Origin of the sequence: Gluconacetobacter aggeris (assembly GCF_014174395.1) — a bacterium.
In the GTDB taxonomy this organism is placed as follows: domain Bacteria; phylum Pseudomonadota; class Alphaproteobacteria; order Acetobacterales; family Acetobacteraceae; genus Gluconacetobacter; species Gluconacetobacter aggeris.
Genome location: NZ_JABEQD010000005.1, coordinates 87,517 through 108,500 on the forward strand (window position 1 = coordinate 87,517; position 20,984 = coordinate 108,500).

At 67.8% G+C, this 20,984-nt stretch carries 18 protein-coding genes; 16 read left to right on the top strand and 2 right to left on the bottom strand.

What is annotated here, in order from left to right:
- Nucleotides 1-14 precede the first annotated feature (14 nt).
- The 9 genes from HLH36_RS09305 (at nt 15) to glpK (ending at nt 12,954) form a co-directional block, all read left to right on the top strand.
- Nucleotides 15-1,727, top strand: a complete 1,713-nt coding sequence (locus HLH36_RS09305; RefSeq protein WP_246376651.1) for a sensor histidine kinase — start codon at nt 15-17, stop codon at nt 1,725-1,727.
- A gap of 89 nt (nt 1,728-1,816) precedes the next feature.
- The gene (gene cydD, locus HLH36_RS09310; protein ID WP_182986123.1) at nt 1,817-3,571 is read left to right on the top strand and encodes a thiol reductant ABC exporter subunit CydD; all 1,755 of its coding nucleotides are present in this window, start codon (nt 1,817-1,819) and stop codon (nt 3,569-3,571) included.
- Entirely contained in the window at nt 3,564-5,255 is a 1,692-nt protein-coding gene (gene cydC / locus HLH36_RS09315; RefSeq protein WP_182986124.1) for a thiol reductant ABC exporter subunit CydC, read from the top strand. Before cydD ends, cydC begins: the two co-directional genes overlap by 8 nt.
- A 317-nt stretch (nt 5,256-5,572) precedes the next feature.
- Nucleotides 5,573-5,947, top strand: coding sequence for an OmpA family protein (locus HLH36_RS09320; RefSeq protein WP_182986125.1), 375 nt, complete (start codon nt 5,573-5,575; stop codon nt 5,945-5,947).
- A 22-nt stretch (nt 5,948-5,969) separates the two neighbouring features.
- Nucleotides 5,970-7,820, top strand: a complete 1,851-nt coding sequence (gene recQ / locus HLH36_RS09325) for a DNA helicase RecQ (RefSeq protein ID WP_408871875.1) — start codon at nt 5,970-5,972, stop codon at nt 7,818-7,820.
- Between the two features lie 4 nt (nt 7,821-7,824).
- Entirely contained in the window at nt 7,825-8,604 is a 780-nt protein-coding gene (locus HLH36_RS09330; RefSeq protein WP_182986126.1) for a DeoR/GlpR family DNA-binding transcription regulator, read from the top strand.
- A 311-nt stretch (nt 8,605-8,915) separates the two neighbouring features.
- Nucleotides 8,916-10,478 carry a glycerol-3-phosphate dehydrogenase gene (gene glpD, locus HLH36_RS09335; RefSeq protein WP_182986127.1) on the top strand — a complete coding sequence of 521 codons (1,563 nt, stop codon included), beginning with the start codon at nt 8,916-8,918 and terminating at the stop codon, nt 10,476-10,478.
- Nucleotides 10,479-10,564: 86 nt separating this feature from the next.
- The gene (locus tag HLH36_RS09340; protein WP_182986128.1) at nt 10,565-11,428 is read left to right on the top strand and encodes an MIP/aquaporin family protein; all 864 of its coding nucleotides are present in this window, start codon (nt 10,565-10,567) and stop codon (nt 11,426-11,428) included.
- A 29-nt stretch (nt 11,429-11,457) separates the two neighbouring features.
- Entirely contained in the window at nt 11,458-12,954 is a 1,497-nt protein-coding gene (gene glpK / locus HLH36_RS09345) for a glycerol kinase GlpK (RefSeq protein ID WP_182986129.1), read from the top strand.
- 16 nt (nt 12,955-12,970) lie between these two features.
- Here glpK and HLH36_RS09350 read toward each other — a convergent pair whose 3' ends face one another.
- The gene (locus HLH36_RS09350) at nt 12,971-13,468 is read right to left on the bottom strand and encodes a copper chaperone PCu(A)C (RefSeq protein WP_182986130.1); all 498 of its coding nucleotides are present in this window, start codon (nt 13,466-13,468) and stop codon (nt 12,971-12,973) included.
- A gap of 147 nt (nt 13,469-13,615) precedes the next feature.
- On the opposite strand from HLH36_RS09350, the gene nrdR reads away from it, so the two are divergent.
- From nrdR to thiL, 3 genes are read left to right on the top strand one after another with little or no spacing between them, the layout of a single operon-like run.
- Entirely contained in the window at nt 13,616-14,152 is a 537-nt protein-coding gene (nrdR, locus tag HLH36_RS09355) for a transcriptional regulator NrdR (RefSeq protein ID WP_182964586.1), read from the top strand.
- Between the two features lie 40 nt (nt 14,153-14,192).
- Nucleotides 14,193-14,774 carry a transcription antitermination factor NusB gene (nusB, locus tag HLH36_RS09360; protein WP_182986131.1) on the top strand — a complete coding sequence of 194 codons (582 nt, stop codon included), beginning with the start codon at nt 14,193-14,195 and terminating at the stop codon, nt 14,772-14,774.
- Entirely contained in the window at nt 14,755-15,741 is a 987-nt protein-coding gene (gene thiL / locus HLH36_RS09365; RefSeq protein ID WP_182986258.1) for a thiamine-phosphate kinase, read from the top strand. The genes nusB and thiL overlap by 20 nt, the downstream gene beginning before the upstream one ends.
- A gap of 9 nt (nt 15,742-15,750) precedes the next feature.
- On the opposite strand, the gene HLH36_RS09370 is transcribed toward thiL, so the two are convergent.
- Nucleotides 15,751-16,914, bottom strand: a complete 1,164-nt coding sequence (locus HLH36_RS09370; RefSeq protein WP_182986132.1) for a hypothetical protein — start codon at nt 16,912-16,914, stop codon at nt 15,751-15,753.
- Nucleotides 16,915-17,024: 110 nt separating this feature from the next.
- On the opposite strand from HLH36_RS09370, the gene HLH36_RS09375 reads away from it, so the two are divergent.
- The 4 genes from HLH36_RS09375 (at nt 17,025) to HLH36_RS09390 (ending at nt 20,984) form a co-directional block, all read left to right on the top strand.
- Nucleotides 17,025-17,840: an SDR family NAD(P)-dependent oxidoreductase gene (locus tag HLH36_RS09375; protein ID WP_182986133.1), complete on the top strand. Its 816-nt coding sequence runs from the start codon at nt 17,025-17,027 to the stop codon at nt 17,838-17,840.
- Between the two features lie 53 nt (nt 17,841-17,893).
- On the top strand, nt 17,894-18,862 hold the full coding sequence (glk, locus tag HLH36_RS09380; RefSeq protein WP_182986134.1) for a glucokinase: 969 nt from the start codon (nt 17,894-17,896) through the stop codon (nt 18,860-18,862).
- A gap of 74 nt (nt 18,863-18,936) precedes the next feature.
- On the top strand, nt 18,937-20,301 hold the full coding sequence (locus HLH36_RS09385; protein WP_182986135.1) for a solute carrier family 23 protein: 1,365 nt from the start codon (nt 18,937-18,939) through the stop codon (nt 20,299-20,301).
- A complete protein-coding gene (locus HLH36_RS09390; RefSeq protein ID WP_220792778.1) occupies nt 20,298-20,984 on the top strand; it encodes a hypothetical protein in 687 nt (228 codons plus the stop codon). Before HLH36_RS09385 ends, HLH36_RS09390 begins: the two co-directional genes overlap by 4 nt.

Below are 20,984 nucleotides of genomic sequence, written 5' to 3' on the forward strand. Positions count from 1 at the left end.
CGGTGAGCGCGCGGATGATCGCGATCATCTTCTGCGCGGCCGGCCCGATGGCGATTATCGCCAGCTTTCAGGCATGGAACAGCTATCGTCATACGCTTCAGGCGCCGGCTTTCCGGGCGGACATGGCTATCAGCCGGATCGATCTGGAAGTGCGCCACGATGTCGACCACATTGGCGCCCTGCTGTCTTCCGTCAGTCGCATGTCGCTGGATGAGAATGGGTTTGTGCGGACCCTGCAGATGGCCCGCTCGCTGACCGGGGAATTCTATCGGCTGGCGCTGCTGGATGATGAGGGGCGCGTGCTGCTGGCGGTCAATGGCGACACGCCGCTACCTCTGCCCGACCAGGTGCCTTATGAGGACCTGCCGCGCTTCAGCGGGGATGTGCGGGTGGTGCAACTGGATATCCCCTCGCAAGATACGGTCCGGCATTCCTATATCCGGGTCACGCTTTCCACGCCGATCGCCGATTCATTGGGGACGGTGCGATCCGGCTTCCTGACCGCCGTCATGCCTGTGGTCTGGAGCCGGCATCATTTGCAGATCGGCGATCCGCGGCTGGATTTCATGCAGAAGAACGGAACGATCGATGCGTGGATCATCGGTCGCGACCGCACGCTTTCCCCCCTGTGCGACGATTGCGCATCGCCGGGGCCGCCGCCGCCGGATGCCGTGCGCTGGCTTGGCAGCATGACGTCCGTACAGCGCGAGACCCGGCAGACCCTGAGTCTCGGGGATGCCGCATTCGCGTATGGCCCGATCGAAGGTGGGGTCGCGGCCCTGACGATGACCCGCCGCAACCTGGCCGAAACCCGGGCGCTGGTCATGTTCGTGATCTGGCTGTTCATCATCGTCAGCCTGCTGGGATTCTGCCTGATCATGGTGACGCAGAGCGCCAATGCGCTGCTGATCGCGCCCTTGCGCCGGCTGACCGCTTCGGTCGAGCGGTGGCAGGCGGGCGACGGCGTGTTCAATGCGCGTTCCAACTGGGTGGTGCCGGTCGAGATCCGCCAACTGGCGCGGGCCTTCACGCAGGCGACCCGCAGCCTGGTCCGCGACGAACGGCGCCTGGCGCGTGCGGCGGTGCGGCAGGAACTGCTGCTGAAGGAGATGCATCACAGGGTCAAGAACAACCTGCAGATCGTCGCCTCGCTTCTGAACCTGCAGGCCAATCGCATCCGCCAGACCGAGGCGCGCGAGGAATTCGCCCAGGCCCGCGACCGGGTGCGGGCGCTGGCGACCCTGCATCGTTACCTGTACGCCGAAGGCGAACTGTTCAGCATGAACATGGAGCATTTCGTCACCGAGCTGTGCAGCCAGATCATGCAGGCGGCGGGGCATGCGGGCGGCGGGCGCCTCGACCTTTCGGTCCATGCTGCGACCCTGGAGCTTGAGCCCGACCAGGCGGTGCCGCTGGCGCTGATCATCACCGAGATTGTCAGCAATGCCATCAAGCATGCCTTTGCCGACGGGCGGCGCGGCACCATTTCCGTCAGGTTGGAGCGGGTGGAGCCCAGCCAGGCGCGGCTGGACATTGCCGATGACGGGATCGGACTGGCCGGCGGATACCGGCTGTCGGGCGAGGAGCGAAGTGGGATCGGCATGCAACTGATCCGCGGTTTCGCGCGGCAATTGGGTGGAAGCCTGAAGATCATCGAGGAGAACGGGACGCGCTATATCCTCCTGTTCCCTCTGAAAGCGGATGAGGCGGGCGGTCTCGTCCGCTGAATCCGCATGGCGGGTGGCCGGATGGCGGGGGCGATTCACGATCTGGAATGGGTGTCCCTGGCCGGACGCTTCGATTATAGGTCGCGGTCATGAGCGGTGACAAAATGGTGATGCGTGCCTGGACACGGGCGCAGTCGCGCCTGGGACGAAGGCAGGCGATGCCCGTGATGGCCTGCGGCATGCTGGCAGGGCTGGTGGCCGTCGGCCAGGCATGGTGTGTGGCATCCATCCTCGCGCGGGGGCTGGTCGGGCCCGGTACGGCCGCATGGCCCGGTGCCGGCCAGTTGCTGGCCGCCCTGGCGGGGCTGGCCCTGCTGCGCGCCCTGCTGCTGGCCCAGGGCGACGTTTCGGCGGCCCGGGCCGGGCGTGGTGCCCGCGCGCGGCTGCGCGACGAGGTACTGGGGGCCATCCTGCGGGGCGGGCCGGCGCTGTTGCGGCGTCGGCACAGCGCGGAACTGACGGCGCTGGCCGTCGACCGGATCGAGGCGCTGGACGGGTTCTTCGCGCGCTGGATTCCGGCCTCGGTCCTGTGGATCGCGGTTCCGGGGCTGATCGCGGCGCTGGCCGCGCTGGTGCAGCCGGGGGCGGGGCTGATCATGATCGTGTGTGGCCTAGCCGTGCCGGTGGGGCAGGCCGTCTTCGGCATCGGCGCCGCCGTGGCGTCGCGCAACCAGTTTCTGGCCATGACCCGGTTGCAGGCCCGGTTCCTCGATCGGGTGCGCGGCATTGCCACCATCGTCCTGCTGAACCGGGCCGATGACGAGGCAAGGCGGCTGGCCGATGCCGCCGACGAACTGCGCCGGCGGACCATGAAGGTGCTGCGGGTGGCGTTTCTGTCCTCGGCATCGATCGATTGCGCGATGGTGGTGGCGCTGGTGCTGATCGTGGTGCGTGACGGCGGGATGGTGCAGGTTCTGCGCCATGGCGGCGCGTCGGCCGCGCTGGCCGATGCGGTGGCGCGCAGCCTGTTCGTGCTGCTGCTGGTGCCGGAATTCTTCGCCCCCCTGCGCGCGCTGGCCCTGGCCTATCAGGATCGCGCCCATGCGTCCGGCGCCGCGTCGGCGATGGGGGACCTGCCGGAGGGGACGGTCTCGGCCGTTACGGCACGGGACGCGGTGCCCGTTCTCTCGGGGAATGGGGTATCGGTGGCTTTCGAGAACGTCACCTTCGCGTGGGATGCCGCGCGTGGGCCGGTCTTCGAAAAGCTGAGCTTCACCGTCCCGGCGGGGGAGATCCTGACGCTGGTGGGGCCTTCCGGCGCCGGCAAATCGACGATCATCGAGATGCTGCTGGGCTTTATCGTGCCGGATAGCGGCCGTGTGCTGGTTGGCGGCGTGGACCTGGCTACCATGGCGCCGGCGGCCCAATCGGGGCTGATATCGTGGATCGGGCAGAAACCGGTGCTGTTTGCCGGCACGCTGCGCGAGAATATTCTGTTCGCCCGGCCCGATGCCGACGAGGATGCGTTGCGCGCGGCCCTGCGCGCGGCGGCGGTCGACCGCTTTGCCGCGGATCTGCCCGAGGGGCTGGATACGCCGATCGGCGAAGGCGGATTCGGCCTGTCGGGTGGGCAGGCGCAGCGGGTGGCGATTGCGCGGGCTTATCTGAAGGATGCGCCGCTGCTGCTGCTGGATGAGCCGACGGCGCATCTGGACCCGGAGACCGAAAGCGAGATCTTCGCCAGCCTGCGCATTCTGGCACGGGGGCGGACGGTGATCCTGTCCAGCCATGCGGCGGGGGTGCGGGCATTTGCCGGTCCATGCCTCGACCTGGGAAAAATACGCTGTTCGCAGCCGGGCGCCGGCCTGATGGCGCCTGTCGAGGAGGGGCATGCCCATGTCTGACAGATCCCTGTCCGGCCGGGCGGCCGAGGATCGTGACGGCCTGGCGCCGGTCCTGCGTATCGTGGGGTTGTGGAAGCGCCGCGCGCCGCGACTGGCGGCGGGTGGCCTGTTGTCGCTGCTGGCGCTGCTGGCGGGGCTGGTGCTGATGCGTGGGGCCGGCGCGCGCCTGGCCGGGCTTGCCTTTGGCGGCGCGGTGGCGGGGTTGGTACTGCTGCGTGTATCGGGTGTGGCGCGTGTGGTGCTGCGTTATGTCGAGCGCCTGGTCACGCATGATGCGATGTTCCGGGCGCTGGCCGATATCCGCGTCTGGTTCTTTCGCCGCCTCGCGGGCGGGGCGGCGGCCGGGCTGGGATTCCGCCGCGCGGGCGACCTGCTGTCGCGCCTGGTGTCGGATGTCGAGGCGCTGGACGGGCTTTATCTGCGGATTATGGTTCCGCTGGCCGGCGCGTGCCTGGTCCTGCCTTTCCTGGTGCTGGCGATCGGGCCTGTCGATCCGGTGCTGGCGGTGCTCGTCGGCGGGCTGTTCGTGGTCGGCGCCTTTGTGCTGCCGCTGGCGGCGGCACTGATGGGGCGGCGCGAGGCCGCGATCCTGACGCATCGTCTGGCCGACCTGCGGATCGGGGTGTTGGATCTGGTCACCGGGCTGCGTGAGATCCGGGCCTTTGGGGCTGAAGGACGCATGTTGTCGCACGCGCGGGCGCGCGATGCCGCGCTGCTGCAAGGGCAGGCGCGGCAGGCGCGGTTGCTGGCGGTGATGGGCGGGGCATCCTATCTGTGCGGTCAGGCGGCGGTGCTGGCGGTGCTGGCCGCGATCCTGGGTGCCGGGCTGGGGCCGATCCCGGCGGTGCGTGGGGTGGGGCTGCTGTTTCTTGTGATCGCGGGTTTCGAGAGTGCCGGTGGCCTGACGCGGGCCGGGGCGCTGGCCGGGGGGATCAGCCGTGCGGCGGCGCGGGTGGTTGCCGTTGGCGAGAGCGACGGGCCGGCGGTCAGCGTGGGGACGCGGCCGGCCCCGGCGGATACCGATATCCGCTTCGAGCAGGTCTCGTTCCGCTGGCAGGCGGATCGGGCAGCCGTATTCGACGGGCTGAATCTGGAGATCCGGCAGGGAGCGCGGGTGGCGATCCTGGGGCCGTCGGGGATCGGCAAATCCTCGCTTGCGGCGCTGCTGCTGAAGGTGGCGTCGCCGTCATCGGGGCGGATCATGCTGGGGGGCGAGGATCTGGCGACGCTGGAGAGTGGTTCGCTGCGCCAGCGGATGGCGTGGCTGTCTCAGGCCACGCATCTGTTTGCCGATACGATCCGGGCCAATCTGCTGTTGGGACGGCCCGATGCGACCGAGGCCGATCTGTGGACGGCGCTGGATCGTGCCCAGGTGGGCGATGTGGTCCGCGCGCTGCCCGAGGGGCTGGATGCCTGGCTGGGCGAGGGCGGCGCGTTGCTCTCGGGTGGCCAGGGGCGGCGGATCGCGCTGGCCCGGACCCTACTCTCCGACGCGCCGATCCTGATCCTGGACGAGCCGGCGACCGGGCTGGATGCCGAGACCGAGCGCGAATTCCTGACCACGCTCTATGACGTGACGGCCGGCCGCACGGTGATCCTGATCGCGCATCGGCTGGTCGGAGTGGAAAAACTGGACCGCGTCTGGCGCCTGTCGGACGGAAAGGCCGTCGCCGCCGCTGTTTAAAGCCGGCGGCTCGCAAATGTCTTCCAAGGGGCACGCGGGTTTCTGCCCGGAAACGGGGTTCTGGTGAGCGAGAGTGCCGCGCAGCGGCACGGCCGTCGTGTGTTTCCGAGCACCGGAGCGGAGCGGCCTTGATGGCCGTGAGCATCGAAGCACAGGAAACGCGCGTCGGATCGCCACCAGAACCCCGTTTCCGGGCAGAAACTGTTGACGTGGGGGTGGGGAGGGGGCACCAAGGTCCCCTGTCCATATGTCGCTGACTTTCCCGCATTGTTAGCGGCGGATTCATCCGTAAGCCGTTCAAGCAAGGGGATCTGCCGATGCGTCGCCTCTCTCTGGTCCTGGGGTTGTGCCTGCTGGCGGGGTGCGCCGATGGTCCGTCGCGGAAATATGTCGTGTTCTTCACGCGTGATTCCACGGCGCTGGAAGAACCGGCCCTGTGGGTGGTGCAGCATGCGGCGGAGCAGGCCGGGAAGTATCCGCTCTCGGTCGTGACGGTCGAGGGATATGCCTCGGCGCATGGCGACCTGTCGGCCGACGCGCTGCTGGCCATCGATCGGGTGAAGAAGGTCTCGGGGCAATTGGTGGCTGACGGGGTGCGGGCCGACCGTATCCGGCAGCGGCCGCGTGCGCCCGCGAACGAGGACGGCGCTGTTGGATCGCGCCGGGTCGAGATTGAGATTGCAGCACCCTGACGCCCCGGTTGCGGACCGTATGATGGGATCGCCCCTTGCCGGCATGACGGGTATCGAAGCGGAGGATACGCCCAGGGCGATCCTGTCGCGCGTGTTCGGGTTCCCGGATTTCCGCGGCCTGCAGGAGCAGGCGGTGGATGCGGTGATGGCCGGGCGCGATTGCCTGGTGCTGATGCCGACCGGCGGCGGCAAGAGTATCTGCTACCAGGTGCCGGCCCTGGCGCGTCCGGGCACCGGGCTGGTGATTTCGCCGCTGATCGCGCTGATGGACGATCAGGTGGCGGCGCTGCGGCAGGTGGGCGTGAATGCCGGGGCGCTGCATTCGGAACTGGAGCCCGATGACGCGGCGCGGGTGCGGTCGGACCTGGCCGCCGGCCGGCTGGATATCCTGTATGTCTCGCCCGAGCGGCTGCTGTCGCCCGGTACGCTGGATCGGCTGTCGCGGCTGGCGATCTCGGTGATCGCGATCGACGAGGCGCATTGCATTTCGGCCTGGGGGCATGAATTCCGGCCCGAATATCGGGCGCTGGCCAGCTTGCCCGAGCATTTTCCCGGTGTGCCGCGCATTGCGCTGACGGCCACGGCCGATCCGCGCACCCAGACCGACATCCTTGGCGCGCTGGCCATGCCAGAGACGCAGGTCCTGCGTGCCAGCTTCCATCGGCCGAACCTCGATATCGCCGTGCGGGCGAAGACGTCGGAGCTGCGGCAGGTGCTCGAAGTGCTGGGGCGGCATGCGGGCGAGGCCGCGATCGTCTATTGCGGCAGCCGCAACAAGACCGAGCGGGTGGCGAAGTCGCTGGCCGAGCGCGACTGGCCGGCGCTGCCGTTCCATGCCGGATTGTCGCCGATCGAGAAGCGTGCGGCCCTGGCCCGTTTCCGCTCCGGCGAGCCGGTGGTGATCGTCGCGACCGTGGCGTTCGGGATGGGGATCGACCGCCCCGATGTGCGGACGGTGGTGCATCTGGACATGCCCTCGTCGCCCGAAGCCTATTATCAGCAGATCGGCCGCGCCGGCCGCGATGGCGAGAAATCGGAGACCGTCCTGCTGTATGGCGGTGACGATATCGCGCGGGCGCGGCACTGGCTGGAGCAATCGGCAGCACCCGAGGCGCAGAAGCGGATCATGAGCGCCCGGCTGGAGGCGATGATCACCCTGACCGAAACCACGGGGTGTCGCACGCAGGCGCTGCTGGGTTGTTTCGGCGAGACGCTGGCCACGCCGTGCGGGCATTGCGACAATTGCCGCAATCCGGTCGCCTCGTTCGACGGCACCGTCGAGGCGCAGAAGGTGCTGTCGACGATCTATCGCATCGGCCAGAAATTCGGTGCGGTGCATGTGGCGGCGGTGCTGCGCGGCAAGGTGAACGAGATGGCGGCGCGCTACAGCCATGACCGGCTGAGCGTGTTCGGGATCGGCAAGGACAGGCCGGAGCAGTTCTGGCGCGGGGTGATCCGGCAATTGATCGCGCGCGGGGCCATCCGGGTGACCGGCGATTACAATGCGCTGGCGCTGAACGAGCCGCTGGCCCGTCCGATCCTGCGGGGCGAGGAAAAGGTGCTGCTGCGCGACGATCCGGTCGAGGAACTGAAGACGGCGCGCGGTGCGAAACCCGCCGGCACCGCCCGGCCGGCCATTGTCCTGCCGCCGGAGGCCGAGGGCCCGTTTGCCGCGTTGCGTGCCTGGCGGCTGGGGGAGGCGCGGGAACAGGAAATTCCGCCCTACGTCATCTTCCATGACGCGGTGTTGCATGACATCGCGATCGAACGTCCGGCGACGCTGGACGAGCTGGGGCGGATCAAGGGTGTGGGGGCCTCGAAGCTGGACCGCTACGGCGAGGCCGTGCTGCAGGTCCTGGCCGAGGCGGGCTGACTCCATGGCCGGGGTGCCGACCGAGGAACGCTATCGCGAGATCCTGTCGCTGGTGCGCGCGCGTGGCTATGTGGCGAACGAGGAACTGGCGCAGCGCCTGCGCGTGGCGGTGCAGACGATCCGTCGCGACGTGAACCATCTGGCCGGCATCGGGCAGTTGGCCCGGCATCATGGCGGGGCGGGGCTGGTCTCTTCCATCGAGAACATTGCCTATGCCGAGCGGCAGATCCTCAACCGGCGGGAGAAGGAGGCGATCGGCCAGATCGCGGCCCGGGAAATTCCGGATCATTCGTCGCTGTTCATCAATATCGGCACGACGACCGAAGCCTTCGCCCGTAACCTGCGGCATCATCAGGGGCTGCGGGTCATTACCAACAACCTGCATGTGGCCTCGACCCTGGCGCCGGAATCCAGCTTTCGCGTCGTGGTGGCGGGGGGGACGGTGCGTTCGCATGACGGGGGTATCACGGGCCCGACCGCGACCGCGATGATCGACCAGTATCGGGCCGATTTCGGGGTGATCGGGATCAGCGGTATCGAGGAAGACGGTACGCTGCTGGATTTCGACCTCGATGAGATCGATCTGGCGCGGGCCATCATGCGCAATGCGCGCACCGTGTTCCTGCTGGCCGATCATACCAAGTTCGGGCGGCGGCCGATGGGGCGGGTGGGGCATCTGTCCGAGGTGCAGGCGCTGTTCACCGATCGGCCGCCGCCGCCATCGGTACGTGCGGTGCTGGAGCAGCATCAGGTCGCCCTGCATATCGCGGGTGTCGGCGCGTAAATGTCCGCTATGTTCTAAAACGAACATGGCGGCCGGGTCTTATTATCGACGCGCCTTGAGAATGACGCATAAGGCGGGCCATTCCGGCTGAAGAAGCCTCGGCCAATTCCGGCTGCGACCCGGCAGAGCCTGAAGCTCCGCGCTCCAATCATTTGGTACCGAATGGGTTTCCAAAGGCGACCGCTCTTTGGTGGGTCAAGGGCAACGCGCCTGCCGGGCATCAAGAGTTCGTAACCGCGCTTCGATGCTTCGTTTTGCGTTGATTCTTCCTTTTATGTTCGTTTACGAACATCGTTCAGGAGGAACGAGTCATGCTGTCCGATCCATCGCGCGGGGCGAACGCCGCGCGGGAACCCTATGACCTGCTGATTGTCGGTGGCGGTATCAACGGCGTCGGCATTGCGCGGGATGCCGCCGGGCGCGGGGCGTCGGTGCTGCTGGTGGAGCAGCATGACCTGGCGTCCCATACCTCGTCCGCCAGTACCAAGCTGATCCATGGCGGATTGCGGTATCTGGAATATTACGAATTCCGCCTGGTGCGCGAGGCGCTGATCGAGCGCGAGCGGCTGCTGGCGATCGCGCCGCATATCATCTGGCCGCTCTCGTTCGTGCTGCCGCATTCCAGGCTGGTACGGCCGGCCTGGATGCTGCGGATGGGGTTGTTCCTGTACGATCATCTGGGCGGGCGGATGACGCTGCCGCGCTCGCGCGGGGTGCGGCTGGACCGGGACCCGGTCGGCAAGCCGCTGCGGCCGGACTATCGGCGGGGCTTCATCTATTCCGACGGGCGGGTGCTGGACAGCCGGCTGGTGGTGCTGAACGCCATGGATGCGCGGGCGAAGGGGGCCGATATCCGGACCCGCACCGCCTTGATCGGGGCCCGTCGGGTCGATGGTGTGTGGGAAGCGACGATCGAGGATGCGGCCGGGCAGCGGGTTGTGCGGGCGCGCGGACTGGTGAATGCCGCCGGGCCGTGGGTCGCGCGGGTGCTGCGCGACACGCTGGCGATCAAGACTTCCAAGCAGGTTCGGCTGGTCAAGGGCAGCCATATCGTGGTGCCCCGGCAGTTCGAAGGCGAACAGGCCTATATTTTCCAGAATCCCGATAAGAGGATCGTGTTCGCGATCCCGTACGAGCGGGATTTCACGCTGATCGGTACCACCGACATTCCGTGGGCCGCCGATCCGGGCGAGGTCCGGATTACCGATGACGAGGTGCGTTACCTGTGCGAGAGCGTGAACCGGTATTTCCGCAATCCGGTCACGCCCGAGGATGTCGTGTGGTCCTATGCCGGGGTGCGGCCACTTTATGACGATGCGGCGCAGAATGCCTCGGCGGTGACGCGCGATTATGTGCTGGATGTCGACGCGCCGCCGGGCGAGGGGGTGCTGCTGTCGATCTTCGGCGGCAAGATCACGACCTATCGCCGTCTTGCGGAGCATGCGCTGGAAAAGCTGGCGCCCAGCCTGCCGGTGCTGGGCGGGCCGGGATGGACCGCCAGCCGGCCATTGCCGGGCGGCGATCTGGGGGCGGGCGGGTTCGATACGGCCGTGGCGCGGCTGCGTGCCGATATGTCCTTTCTCTCGGCCGAGGAGGCGTGGCGGCTGGTCCGCAATTACGGGACGCTGGCGTGGGAAATCCTGGGGAAGGCGCAGCGACGGTCCGATCTGGGCGAGGATTTCGGCGGCGGCCTGAGTGCGCGCGAGGTCGAGTATCTGATCGCGCGGGAATGGGCCCTGACCGCCGACGATATCCTGTGGCGCCGCTCGCGCCTTGGGCTGCATATCGACCAGGCGGGCCGGGAGCGGCTGGAACGCTATCTGGAGGCCCGGCGCGAGAATGTGCCCGACATCCGGCCCGCCATGGCGGGCTAGGACCGGCTGCCCGGTAGGGCAAGGCGGCGGGTTCAGGGACCGCAAGAGCAATAACCCGAAAATCAATAACGAGAAGAAACGGGACCATGTTCAGGAACAAGCAGTTTGTCGGAGAACTGATCTCCGAATTCATCGCGGTCTTCATCATCATCCTGTTCGGTGATTCGGTGGCCGCGATGTATTCGCTGTACGATCCCAGCCCCTATCGCAACGCCTATTGGGGCGTATGTATCGTCTGGGGGCTGAGCGTCACCATTGCGATCTATGTCACGGGCGCGGTGTCGGGCACCCATGCCAATCCTGCCGTCACGCTGGCGCTGGCGGTGTTTCGCGGCTTTTCGTGGCGCAAGGTCGTGCCCTATGCCGCCGTGCAGGTGCTGGGTGGCCTGGCCGGGGCGGCGATCGTCTATGCGCTGTATGCGCCGGTGATCGATCATTTCAATCTGGCGCATCATCTGGACCGGCTGCATGACGGTGGGGCGGCCGGGGTGTTCTTTACCCATCCCGGCGATTTCGTGACGCCGATCCATGCGCTGATGGATGAGACCATCCTGACGGCGATGCTGCTGTTCGGGATCTTCGCCGTGACGTGCGAGTACAATACCCAGGCGCCGCAGGCCAATGGGGGCGCGTTGATCATCGGGTTGCTGGTGGCGGCGATCGGCGGATGCGCGGGTTATCTGGAAGCGTGGGCGATCAACCCGGCGCGCGATTTCGGGCCGCGCCTGTTCTGTTATTTCGCGGGCTGGGGGCCGTCCGCGCTGCCGTCGCCGGGCCATTACTGGTGGGTGCCCATCGTAGGCCCGCTGGCAGGCGGCGTGATCGGTGCCGGTGCCTATGAATGCCTGGTGCGCCCCTATATGCCGCGTCTGCGCGACCGGGTGCCGTCGGAGGCCGGTCCCCTGGCGGATGGACAGACGACCGATGGCCGTGTTGCCGGCCAGCCCTGATATCGAGCGGAGACTCGGGAGGAACGACCATGAGCAAGAAGAACACCATCCTGGCCATCGACCAGGGCACCACCTCGACCCGCAGCATCGTCTTCGACCATGACGCGCGGCCGCTGGCGACGGCGCGTGCAGAATTCGCGCAGCATTATCCCGACCATGGCTGGGTCGAGCATGACGCGGAGGAGATCTGGCGTGACGTGGTGTCGACCGCGCGCGATGCGCTGGAGCAGAGCGGCGCCGGGGACAGCGTGGCGGCGATCGGCATTACCAACCAGCGCGAGACGATCGTGGTGTGGAACCGCGAGACCGGCAAGCCGGTCCACCGGGCCATCGTCTGGCAGGATCGCCGTACCGCCCCGCTTTGCGCCCGCATGCGGCAGGAGGGATATGAGGCGCTGGTGCGCGAGCGCACGGGGCTGCTGCTGGACCCGTATTTCTCGGCCAGCAAGCTGGCCTGGATCCTGGACAATGTGGCCGGTGCCCGGCGGGATGCCGAGGCGGGGCGGCTGGCCTTCGGCACCATCGACAGTTTCCTGCTGTGGCGCCTGACGGGTGGACGGGTGCATGCCACCGATGTGACCAATGCCTCGCGCACGCTGCTGTTCGATATCCATCGCCAGTGCTGGGATGACGACCTGCTGCGCCTGTTCAATATCCCCCGCAGCCTGCTGCCCGAGGTGCGGGGCAATAGCGAGATCTATGGCGAGACCGATCCCGCGCTTCTGGGCCGCGCGATTCCGGTGGCGGGCATGGCGGGCGACCAGCAGGCGGCCCTGGTCGGGCAGGCCTGTTTTACGCCCGGCATGGCCAAGGCGACCTATGGCACCGGCTGCTTCGTGCTGCTGAATACCGGCGAGGCGCCGGTGACTTCGGCGAACCGGATGCTGACCACGATCGGCTATCGGATCGGCGGCAGGACGGTTTATGCGCTTGAAGGGGCGATCTTCGTCGCCGGGGCCGCGATCAAATGGCTGCGCGACGGGTTGCACCTGATCACCCATGCGTCGCAGACCGACGACATGGCGACGCGCATTCCGCACAGCCATGGCGTGTATATGGTGCCTGGCTTCGTGGGGCTGGGCGCGCCGCACTGGGACCCGGAGGCGCGCGGCCTGATCTGCGGCCTGACGCTGGATGCCACGGCGGCGCACATTGCCCGTGCCGCCCTGGAATCCGTGGCCTACCAGACCTATGACCTGATGGAGGCGATGGCGCAGGATGGGGGCGGACTGGTCACCACCCTGCGCGTGGATGGCGGGATGGCGGCCAATGACTGGTTCTGCCAGTTCCTGGCGGACATCCTGCAGGCGGGCGTGGAACGGCCGGCGCATCTGGAAACCACGGCGACGGGCGCCGCCTTCCTGGCCGGGCTGGCCTGTGGTGTCTGGACCGACCTGGATGATGTGGCCGCGCGGTGGTCGCGCGGGCAGGTGTTCGAGGCCAGCATGGACGGTGCGCAGCGCCAGACGATGCTGGACGGCTGGCGTCAGGCGGTGCGTCGGACCCTGACGCCGAAGGCGGCCTGAGTGCGCTCCGGGGAGGCTACGGCGTGGTTTCCTCGGTATTCGCCGCGGGGTGGACGGCGAAGGGGACGCTGCGGGTTGCGCCGCCCAGGAAGTGGAATGTGATGGTGATCTGCTGGCCGGGGCGCACGCTGTCGTCATAGCCGGCGCAGATGAGGTGATAGCCGCCCGGCGGGAAGACGAGGGTGGTCTCGGGCGGCAGGGCCAGATGCGTGAACAGGCTAGCGGTTTCGCCCGTGCTTTCCTGTTCCGTATGGTGGGCGACGAGATTGCGGCAGGCGGGCGACGAGACGCCGGCCAGCAGGTGGACGGCGCTGCCCCGGTTCTCGATCGTGAAATATCCGGCCGCGATCCGGCGTTCGGGGCGGAGGATCTGGATCGACGTATCGCGGATGTCGATATCCTGCCCGGCGGCGGCCTGGTCGTCGTCGGGCGTGAGCGGAGCGGCCCGGGCGGCCGAGAGGGCGGCCTGACTCATGAGGACCAGTAATCCGATCAGCAGCGCGTGTCGCGTCATGGGCTCCTCGGCTTCGGCATTTCGGAGAGGTTATCAGCATGCGGGGTGGGGACAAAGCGCATCCGGCATGTCCACATGGGCTTGCGTCCGGTTGATTTCGTGCGCATTTCCCGTGCCAGGAATACGCCGCGCAGGACTGAAGCCCACATGAGATGCCCTTTTTGTGGTCATGACGATACCCAGGTCAAGGACAGCCGCCCGCATGAGGATGGGGCGGCGATCCGGCGCCGGCGGATCTGTGCGTCATGCGGCCAGCGCTTCACGACCATCGAGCGGGTGCAGCTTCGGGACCTGTATGTGGTCAAGGCCGATGGACGGCGTGTGCCGTTCGAGCGGGACAAGCTGGCGCGGTCGGTGCGTGTCGCGCTGCGCAAGCGCCCGGTGGACGACGAGCGGATCGAGCGAATCGTCAACGGCCTGGTCCGCAAGCTGGAAGCGTCGGGGGAAACCGACATTCCGTCGGTCGATATCGGCAAGCTGGTGATGGACACGCTGCGCGAGGTCGATATCGTGGCCTATATTCGTTTCGCCAGCGTACATTGGGATTTTCGTGAAACCAAGGATTTCGCGGCGATCCTGGAGTCGATCCCCGGAGCGGCCGAGGCCCGGGCGGCGGCCGGGGGACGGAAGAACGACGCGCCCGAGGAAGGTGGCTATGGACCTGGCGACGTAAAGAGGCGATGAAGCCGCCTCTCGCGGAATCGTGGCAGCAGGAGACAGGCGCATGAACGGATCGCAGGACGAAGACAGGACCCATGCGCGCACCCGCTCGCGGACCGCATCGCGCGTGGCGGTGGTGCAGGCCCTTTTCCAGATCGAACAGGCCGGCGACACGCCCGAGGCGGTGATCCAGCAATTCCTGCGTCATCGGCTGGGCGTGGTGCCGGCCGCGGACCATGGTGCCGAGTATGAGGACGGGCGTGTGCCCGAGGCGGATATCCGCCTGTTCGAGCAGGTGGTGCGCTCGGCGATGGCGCGGCGCGAGCAGATCGATGCCCTGATTGTCGACGTGCTGCCGGCCTCCTGGCCGGTGGGGCGGCTTGACCCGGTGCTGCGTGCCCTGCTGCGTGCCGGCGGCGGGGAACTGGCGGTGGTTGGCGGGGTGCCGACGCGGGTGGTCATCAACGAATATCTCGACATCGCCCACGGTTTCTTCTCCGGGGACGAGCCGAAGATGGTCAATGGCGTGCTCGACACGCTGGCGCGCCGGCTGCGTGCAGCCGAAGACGCGCCGGCGAGCGAGGCCGAAGCCGGGAGCGTGGCCGATGAGACGCCCGAGGACGCCCATGGGGTCGAAGGCGCCTGATCCGGCGGGGCGCGTGGCGCCCCTGCCGTCGGAATTCCGGTTCATCCGGCGGCATTTCCGCGCGCTTGCGGGCGAGGGGGCGCTTGGCCTGACGGACGACGCCGCGCTGGTGCATCCGCCGGAAGGCCGCGAACTGGTGATCGCGGTCGATACGATGGTCGAATCGGTGCATTTCCTGCCGGACGATCCGCCCGACACGGTGGGCCGCAAGCTGCTGCGCTGCAACCTGTCGGACCTGGCGGCGATGGACGCGACGCCGCTGGGCTATCTGCTGGCGCTCACCCGGCCGCATTCGCGCGACGAGGAATGGTTCGGCGCGTTCGCGGCGGGACTGGGGGATGACCAGGCCCGCTACGGCCTGACCCTGCTGGGCGGCGATACCACGGCGACATCGGGGCCGCTGGTCCTGTCCCTGACCATTCTGGGCCATGTCCGACCGGGGGGTGCCCTGCGGCGCAGCGGGGCGCGCGACGGCGACGGTGTCTGGGTGACCGGCACGATTGGCGACGGCGCGCTGGGATTGCGGGTGCTGCGGGGCGAATTGGCGGATGCCTCGGGTTTCCTGGCCCGTCGCTATCGCCTGCCGGAACCAAGGCTGGGGCTGGGGCTGGGGGGGATTGCCTCGGCGGCGATGGATGTGTCGGACGGGCTGGTGCAGGATCTGGGCCATCTGGCGCGGGAAAGCGGGCTGGGCGCGTGGCTCGATGCGTCATGCGTGCCGCTGTCGGACGCCGCGCGGCGGGCGGGGCCGGACTGGCTGGCGACCTGCCTGACCGGCGGTGACGATTATGAGCTGTTGCTGGCGGTTCCGCCGGAACGGGAAGCTGCCTTGCGCGAAGCCGCCGCACAGGGCGGCGTGCCGGTGACCCGGATCGGTCGCTTTGATCGTGCGCTGCAAGGGGTCGAAGTGCGCGATGGGGCAGGTGGCACGCTGGCACTGGATCGCACCGGCTGGAGCCATCTGTAGCCCCGGGTTTCAGTTCGCCGTCAGCGAACGGTCGTACACGCGGTACCGCTTGCAGGGGGCGGGGGCGAGGCGTTCGATCAGCCGCCGCATGGGCATGTTGTTCTCGACGATCCAGCCCATTTCGACCATGCGGTAGGGCAGGGAATGGCCGCGCCGCATCAGTTCGGTAATGGCCAGGGCGGGCAGGATGGCGCCCAGGGCCGTTCCTTCCATCCTGGAACTGACGCCCAGCAGGATGACGCGGGCGGTATGGAACTGGTGGCGCAGCAGGCGCGCCGCCAGCCTGACCCAGCCCAGCGGCGAGGGCGCGCCGCCGAGATCGCCCGCGATGTCGTAGAGGTTCGGCACCACCAGGGCGACGGCCACGGGCTCGCCTTTCTGCTCGATCAGCACGAAATGCTCGGGCTTCAGGATCGGCTTCATCTGCGCGACCATCGCCGTCATCTCGTCCTGGGTCAGCGGCAGGGAGCCCCAATTGTTGCGCCAGGCATCGTTGTAGAGGCCGCGCAGGATCTCGCCGTCTTCCGCCATCCTGTCCTTGCGCATGGTGCGCGTCGTCACGCTGCCCAGTCGCCCTTCGCCCAGTCGCAGGCTGGAGGGAACCAGGTGCTTCGCCTCGGCCTGCGGTCCGATTTCCATCTGGTAGGCGAGGAAATCCATCGCCTTGGCGAAGCCGGCGGCCTCGATCAGCGGCGGCAGCCAGCGCGGGTGCCAGGGCATCGCGATCATCGGCGGGGCGTCATGGCCCTCGATCATCACGCCCAGTTCGCCGTTGGAATTGAGCGTGAAGGGGCCGCGGGCGGTGATCATGCCCCGCTCGCGCAGCCAGTCGCATGCGGCGTGCAGCAGGGCCGAGACGACGGACGCGTCGTCGATCGCGTCCAGCGCCCCGAAAAAGCCAATATTTTCGCCGAGTCTGTCAATGGCCAGATCGTCGATCTGCGCGGAAATCCGGCCGACGGGCCGCCCGCCGCGCATGGCCATGAAATATTGCGCCCGCCCGTGACCGAAGAAGGGGCTCTTGCGCGGGTGGAGCAGATCCTTCTGCTCCATGTCCAGCGGCGGCACATAGCCGGGCAGTCCGGCATAGAGCCGGCGGGGAAGGCGGATGAACTGCGAGAGCTGACGAAGGCCGGATACGGGAGTGATGACAAGTTGATCCGCTTCGTTCATGACCGGTCCGTTTTCTGGCTGCGGTGAGGCAGGCAAGTGGCTGAATGGATTGGCCGAGAAGACCAGCCTGTGCTGATGACATGGAATTGGTAGTCAAAGAAAGGGGCCCGATGGCCAAGACACATCAGGGTGGCGAAATCCGTTTTGATCCGGCGACCGTCCTGATTACCGGGGCTTCCAGCGGCATCGGGGCGGAACTGGCCCGCTTCTATGCCCGGTCCGGCCGCCGGCTGGTGCTGTGGGGGCGTGATCCGGCCCGGCTGGAACAGGTGGCGCGCGACTGCCGGACCATGGGGGCCACGGTGGCGACACGCACGTTGAACCTGGCCGACGGGGCCGCCGCGATCGCGGCCTTTCGCGAGGACGACGATGCGCATCCGGTCGATCTGCTGATCCTTGCCGCAGGCCTGGGGGACATGCGCCAGCAGACGGCGCTGACCGAGCGGGCAGAGACGGTGCTGGAACTGGGGCTGGTGAATTTTGCGACGCCGGCCGCGCTGGCGACCGCCGGGGCAGAGCGGATGGTGGCGCGGCGGCGGGGGCATATCGTGCTGCTGGGCTCGGTCGCGGCCTTCCATGCGTTGCCTTTCGCGGCTGGTTATTCGGGATCGAAAGCCGGGCTGGCGCGTTTCTCCGAGGCGCTGCGCAATGGGCTGCTGGAGCATGGTGTGGGCGTGACGCTGGTGTCGCCGGGATTTGTCGATACGCCGATGAGTCGTCGGGTCAGCAGTGCCAAGCCGTTCCTGCAAAGTGCGCCCCAGGCCGCGCGCCTGATCGCGCGGGCAGTGGAGGAGGAACGGCCGCATCTGATCTTCCCCCGGATCTTCGCGGGGCTGCGCCTGCTGGACATCGTGCTGCCGCGTCCGATACGGGATTTCGTGCTGAGGCGCCTGAAGGCTGAACAGGCGCCGCGACCGACGACATGAATCCCGGCGACGATGTGCGTCGGCATAGTATCCGCAGGGAGCCTGGCCTGGACATGAAAGAAATCGTCGCCGTGGATATCGGCGGAACCCATGCCCGATTTGCGATTGCCACGGTGGACGCCGGGCGCGTGACCGCGCTGGGGGATGCGCTGACCCTGAAATGCGCCGAGCATGCCAGCCTGCAACTGGCGTGGGAGGCCTTCGGCCGGCAGGTCGGGCGCGCGCTGCCGCGTGCCGCCGGCATTGCCGTCGCCTGTCCGGTTCAGGGCGATATCCTGAAGCTGACGAACAATCCCTGGATGATTCGGCCCGCCCAGCTTGGGGCGCAGCTTGGGGTGGACGAGCATGTCCTGGTCAATGATTTCGGCGCCATCGGCTATGCGGTGGCCCAGGTCGACGCGACGCATCTGCGGCACCTGTGCGGGCCCGACCGCGACCTGCCGGCCAATGGGGTGACGACGATCGTCGGTCCCGGCACGGGGCTTGGCTCGGCCTATGTCGTGCGGCGCGACGGGCGCTGCCTGGTATGCGAGACCGAGGGCGGGCATGTGGATTTCGCGCCGCTGGACAGTGTCGACGACCGGATTCTGCAGCGGCTGCGGCAGCGTTACCGCCGGGTTTCGGCCGAGCGGATCGTCTCCGGGCCGGGCCTGGTGAACCTGTACGAGACGATTGCCGAGCTTGAAGGCCAGCCGACCCGAATCCACGACGACAAGGAACTGTGGACCCTGGGGCTGGAGGGGCGCGACCCAATGGCGTCGGCGGCGGTGGAGCGGTTCTGCCTCGCGCTGGGTGGGGTTGCGGGCGATCTGGCCCTGGCGCAGGGCGCCAATGGCGTGGTGATCGCGGGTGGGGTGGGGCTGCGGCTGGCGGACCATCTGCCGCGATCCGGATTCGCCGAGCGATTCGTGGCCAAGGGGCGATTCGAATCGATGATGGCGGGGTTGCCGGTGAAGCTGATCACGCATCCGCAGCCCGGCCTGCTGGGGGCGGCGGCGGCCTTTGCGGAACGGTTCCATTAACGGGCCGGCCTCCCTTGCATCATATCGGAAGCGGTAGGACAGTCGCCTCATCTTGTTGAGGGAAGAGGCTGGCAGTGACGCATGACGGCGCCGGGGCAACCGGCTGGATTGACCGTTTTTTCCATGTGACGCGCCGAGGTTCGACCCTGTCGCGGGAATTGATCGCCGGGCTGACCACGTTCGGGGCCATGGCCTATATCATGATCGTCAATCCGGCGATCCTGGCCCTGGCGGGGCTGGACCGGCACGACATGATCATGACGACCATCGCGGCCTCGGTCTTCGGATCGCTGCTGATGGCGCTGCTGGCCAACCTGCCCATCGCCCTGGCCCCGGCCATGAGCAGCAACCTCATCTTCGCGCAGGTCGTGGTCGTGCAGATGGGGATCGCGCCGCCGGTGGCCTTTACCATGGTCTTCATCGGGGGGCTGGCCTTCGTCGCGCTGTCGCTGACGCACTGGCGGCAGAAGATCGTGATGGGCTTTCCCGTGTCGGTCCGCACCGGCATTCACTGCGCGATCGGTGCCTTCATCGCCCATATCGGCATGGTCAGCGGCGGGCTGGCGGTGAAGAGCGCGGACGGTTTCGCCTTCGGCTCGCTGCGCGATCCGGCGGTGCTGCTGGCGGTGGGCGGGCTGTTCCTGGCCGGGGTGCTGCGGATGATGCGCGTGCCGGCGGGAATGCTGCTGAGCATCATTGCCGTCACCGTCGCGGGATGTTTCGTCCACAATCCCGGCGGGCAGCCGGTCACGGCCCGGCCGTCGGCGTGGCTGGAATGGCCGCATTATCCGGTCCACATGCTGTTTCCCTTCGATTTCCATGGGTTCGTCACGCATTTCGGCCTGGTGCTGCCGGTGACGCTGTATTTCTTCCTTGGCGATTTCTTCGATGCGACGGGCACCATGATGGCGGTGACGCGCAAGGCCGGCCTGTCGGTCGAGGACGGGCAGCCGGTGCTGGGCCGGGCTGCCTTCGTCGCCGACGGTACCGCCAGCGTGGTGGGATCGATACTCGGGACGTCGACCGTGTCGGCCTATCTGGAATCGCTGGTCGGTGCCGAGGCCGGGGGACGGACGGGGCTGGTGGGGATTACGGTGGCCGCGCTGTTCGCGCTGTCGTCGGTCCTGTGGCCGGTCATTACCGCCGTGCCGGCGGTGGCGACCGCGCCGGTACTGATCCTGGTGGGGTTGGGCATGCTGGCCGATATGGGGCGGGCGGAGCAGGACGATGCCGGGGGAATCCTGACGCCGCTGCTGATGGTGCTGGTGACGGTCATGACGGGCAATTTCATGGTCAGCCTGGCGCTGGGCCTGCTGCTCTATACCGTTCTGGCGGTCGTGGGGCGGCGCTGGAGCGAGATCACGCCGATCCTGCTGCTGCTGGATGGGGTGTTCGTTTTCTATCTGGTGCTGGCCAGCGGTATCGGGGGCGGTGCATGAAGACGCTGCACGCATTCATGCTGCTGGCCGGCCTGTCCTGCGCGGTGCCCGCCGCTGCGGCGGAAGGAGGGACGATGTGGCCCGACACGCCGCGTGCGCGCCTGGAGCTGGAAACCCTGATTGCGACGCTGGATGCGCGTCTGCTTTCCCACCCCAGCGCGACCCTGACGCTGGAAGGGTGGTGCCGCGACCATGATCTGGCGCCGGTGGCCCATGTGGTGGCGCGGCGCGTAGCGGGCGTGGTGCGGGTGCCCAGTGCGGAACAGCGGCGGGAACTGGCCGTGGGGCCGGACGAGGCGATCGCCTATCGCCGGGTGGAGCTAGCATGCGGGGGGCGCGTGCTGTCGGTGGCGGATAATTGGTATGTGCCGTCGCGCCTGACCCCGGCGATGAATGACCTGCTGGCGCGGACCGACACCGCGTTCGGCCATGTGGTGGCGGACCTGCATTTCACCCGCCGGACGCTGGACAGCGCCCGCCTGTTCACGCCGCTGCCCGACGATTGGGAGCGGCGGGGCCTGCCGCCGGCCGGCGCGGGCAGGATTGCGATTCCGGCGGAAATCCTGCGCCATCGTGCACTGTTATATCGTCAGGACGGATTGCCGTTCAGCGAGGTGGTGGAGACCTATACCGGTGCCATGCTGGATTTTCCGCCGCCGCCCGCTGACGGCCCGTCGAAGTGA

Excerpts from the sequence above, each read along its gene's own strand:
- HLH36_RS09305 (WP_246376651.1), top strand. The coding sequence starts at position 15 with ATGATCGCGATCATCTTCTGCGCGGCCGGCCCGATGGCGATTATCGCC.
- cydD (WP_182986123.1), top strand. The coding sequence starts at position 1,817 with ATGAGCGGTGACAAAATGGTGATGCGTGCCTGGACACGGGCGCAGTCG.
- cydC (WP_182986124.1), top strand. The coding sequence starts at position 3,564 with ATGTCTGACAGATCCCTGTCCGGCCGGGCGGCCGAGGATCGTGACGGC.
- HLH36_RS09320 (WP_182986125.1), top strand. The coding sequence starts at position 5,573 with ATGCGTCGCCTCTCTCTGGTCCTGGGGTTGTGCCTGCTGGCGGGGTGC.
- recQ (WP_408871875.1), top strand. The coding sequence starts at position 5,970 with ATGGGATCGCCCCTTGCCGGCATGACGGGTATCGAAGCGGAGGATACG.
- HLH36_RS09330 (WP_182986126.1), top strand. The coding sequence starts at position 7,825 with ATGGCCGGGGTGCCGACCGAGGAACGCTATCGCGAGATCCTGTCGCTG.
- glpD (WP_182986127.1), top strand. The coding sequence starts at position 8,916 with ATGCTGTCCGATCCATCGCGCGGGGCGAACGCCGCGCGGGAACCCTAT.
- HLH36_RS09340 (WP_182986128.1), top strand. The coding sequence starts at position 10,565 with ATGTTCAGGAACAAGCAGTTTGTCGGAGAACTGATCTCCGAATTCATC.
- glpK (WP_182986129.1), top strand. The coding sequence starts at position 11,458 with ATGAGCAAGAAGAACACCATCCTGGCCATCGACCAGGGCACCACCTCG.
- HLH36_RS09350 (WP_182986130.1), bottom strand. The coding sequence starts at position 13,468 with ATGACGCGACACGCGCTGCTGATCGGATTACTGGTCCTCATGAGTCAG.
- nrdR (WP_182964586.1), top strand. The coding sequence starts at position 13,616 with ATGAGATGCCCTTTTTGTGGTCATGACGATACCCAGGTCAAGGACAGC.
- nusB (WP_182986131.1), top strand. The coding sequence starts at position 14,193 with ATGAACGGATCGCAGGACGAAGACAGGACCCATGCGCGCACCCGCTCG.
- thiL (WP_182986258.1), top strand. The coding sequence starts at position 14,755 with ATGGGGTCGAAGGCGCCTGATCCGGCGGGGCGCGTGGCGCCCCTGCCG.
- HLH36_RS09370 (WP_182986132.1), bottom strand. The coding sequence starts at position 16,914 with ATGAACGAAGCGGATCAACTTGTCATCACTCCCGTATCCGGCCTTCGT.
- HLH36_RS09375 (WP_182986133.1), top strand. The coding sequence starts at position 17,025 with ATGGCCAAGACACATCAGGGTGGCGAAATCCGTTTTGATCCGGCGACC.
- glk (WP_182986134.1), top strand. The coding sequence starts at position 17,894 with ATGAAAGAAATCGTCGCCGTGGATATCGGCGGAACCCATGCCCGATTT.
- HLH36_RS09390 (WP_220792778.1), top strand. The coding sequence starts at position 20,298 with ATGAAGACGCTGCACGCATTCATGCTGCTGGCCGGCCTGTCCTGCGCG.